The sequence below is a fragment of the Microcystis sp. M49636_WE2 genome, from assembly GCF_030065375.1.
Taxonomy (GTDB): domain Bacteria; phylum Cyanobacteriota; class Cyanobacteriia; order Cyanobacteriales; family Microcystaceae; genus Microcystis; species Microcystis aeruginosa_C.
Genome location: NZ_JASJFG010000276.1, coordinates 1 through 2411 on the forward strand (window position 1 = coordinate 1; position 2411 = coordinate 2411).

Annotated in this window: 3 protein-coding genes; 2 read left to right on the forward strand and 1 reads right to left on the reverse strand. The window is 39.9% G+C overall.

The annotated features are described in order from the left end of the window. On the forward strand, positions 1–1408 hold a 1408-nt coding region (locus PX484_RS06630; protein ID WP_288103208.1), incomplete at its 5' end, for an ABC transporter substrate-binding protein. 221 nt (positions 1409–1629) lie between these two features. Then, positions 1630–2280, forward strand: a complete 651-nt coding sequence (locus PX484_RS06635; protein ID WP_287765974.1) for a TIGR04282 family arsenosugar biosynthesis glycosyltransferase — start codon at positions 1630–1632, stop codon at positions 2278–2280. Here the strand turns inward: PX484_RS06635 and PX484_RS06640 are convergent. Continuing rightward, on the reverse strand, positions 2242–2411 hold a 170-nt coding region (locus tag PX484_RS06640), incomplete at its 5' end, for a L,D-transpeptidase (protein ID WP_288103210.1). The two genes, PX484_RS06635 and PX484_RS06640, sit on opposite strands and share 39 nt — an antisense overlap.

Genomic DNA, 2411 nt, shown 5'->3' on the forward strand with positions numbered 1-2411 from the left:
AGAATATTTTGCACAGTGTGATTATCAAAAAGCCCTGTTAAGATTTAAGGACGCATGGCAACAGGATAGGCTAGATCCAGAAACGTTAATTTACTTAAATAATGCTTTACTAGAAGCCAATAAAATGCCATATTACACGATTGCTGTTGCTGTTAGTATTCCCAAAAATCAAAATGACTTTAATGATGATGATGGTGATAGTCGAGCAAATGAAATGTTACGAGGAGTAGCGCAATTACAAACAAAAATTAATCTAGGAATTTTAAATGACAATGATCCATTCCTCAAGTATTTTCCAGATCAAGATTTTATCAATAAAAAAGCGATTAATGGTAAGGGATTAAAAGTTGTCATTACTAATGATGAAAATGACGAATTACTAGCCCAAAAGACAGCATCATCTCTTTCCCAGCGTCCTGAAATTTTAGGGGTTGTTGGTCACTATCCCAGTGAAATGACTGTGGCAACGGTGGATATTTATAATCAAAATAATTTAGTTTTGATTTCTCCCGGATCAACGACTAGCGAGCTTACTAAATACCCCAGAAAAAATTTCCTGCGAACTGTTTTTTCCAGCGATCAACAATCTCCTGCCATTGCAAAATTTTTGCAAGAAAAGTCTATTAAAAAAGTGGTGGGCTTTTATAGTGAAGGAAGTCCATTTAGTGAATCTTTTTTTAATAGTTTTAAAACTATTTTTACACGCCCTCCATTCTCTGGAACTGTAGTAAAATTAGATGAATTTGATCTGGGAAATAATTTTAAGGCAGAAGAAGCCATCCAAGAGTTACGACGACAAACAGAAGCAAAAATAACAGAAACAATAGGGCTTGTACTATTCCCAAAAGCAATTGGCAATGCTCAAGGCGATGCAATTAGACTTATAAAACTTAATAATAGTCAAAATTGGGTTATCGGATCATGGGGACTTCGTAGTTCTCGTACCTTAGAACAAATTGACAACCTACAACCTTTTCAAAAGTTTGTTATAGCGGTTCCTTGGGATTCTTTAACCAGTCCTAACAAAAATTTTCTTAAGGATGCCAAAATTTTATGGACTACAACTTCTGTTAATGCAATAACAGCCCTATCCTATGATGCAACGCTTGCTCTAACAAAAGCTCTAGAAAAGGCAAATACTCCCACACGAATTAATATCCTTGAACACTTAAAGTCTCGTGAGTTTCTTGTCACTAAAGGTGCAACTGGGACAATTCAATTCGATGAAAATGGCGATCGCAAGAAGTTGGATGAAAATGGCGATCCCCAAGATCCCTCCGTAGAATTTGTTCACATTGTGGAGTGTCGGACACTAAGTTCAGATTTTGCTTTTGTCCCAATCAAGTATCCTACTGCTAAAGATGCTGGTTTATCCTGTTTAAACTCACCCAAAAAGCCTAGTCCCTAGCTAATCAGGGTTGACGGAAAAAGTCTGAAATGCCGCTAGGAAAAAGGTTTCGACTCAATCAAGCGATCGCCGACATCGTACCTACGTTCATCTTATATTTAATTCCACCCACCCACTTACAATAATCTATATTAAGCCAATAAAGCCCGTTTTATTGGTTTTCTTGCCTCCTATTAACAGTAGGCTAAAACTAATAATTAATATCATCGTCGCAATTACTCGTGGACTGGAGACAACAACTAATTATTTTTACCCGTTATCCGGAATTGGGGAAAGTAAAAACCCGTATGATTCCAGCTTTGGCAGCCGAGGGAGCCGAAGAATTGCACCGCAAACTGGCCGAATATACTCTCGGTAAATTAGCGGGTTTGAAGAATTTTCTCTCTCTGATCATCTACTACCATGGCGGCAGCGAGGAGAAAATGCGTACTTGGTTAGGTGAGCATTATTCCTATCATTCTCAACGGGGAAAAGACTTAGGAGAAAAGATGCAAAATGCCTTTGCCGATGGTTTTGCTCAAGGGATGACAGCGATCGCTATTATTGGCACAGATTGTCCAGAAATCGGGGAAAAAGAGATTTTAGCAGGCTTTGAGGCCCTAAAAACCCACGATATGGTTTTAGGGCCGGCGTTAGATGGAGGATACTACCTAATTGCTTTAAAACAGGTCTTTCCAGAGCTTTTTGACGGTATTCCTTGGGGAACGGGGGAAGTCTTGGCAAAAACTCAGACAATCGCCGCTAAACTGGCTTTAAAGACCGCTTATCTGCCTAAATTAGCCGATATAGATCGCCCGGAAGACCTGCCCATCTTAAAAAAATACCTGCCAGAATTAAGGTTGAACGATGACGGGGGTTCCCCTGCGGACTAAATCAAACAACACTTTCACATCCCGATTCCGCATCCGCACACAACCATGGGAAGCGGCGCTACCGAGGGAATTTTCCGCGGGGGTGCCATGAAAACCGATGGAATTTTTGCCGTCACTCCAAAAACCGATCC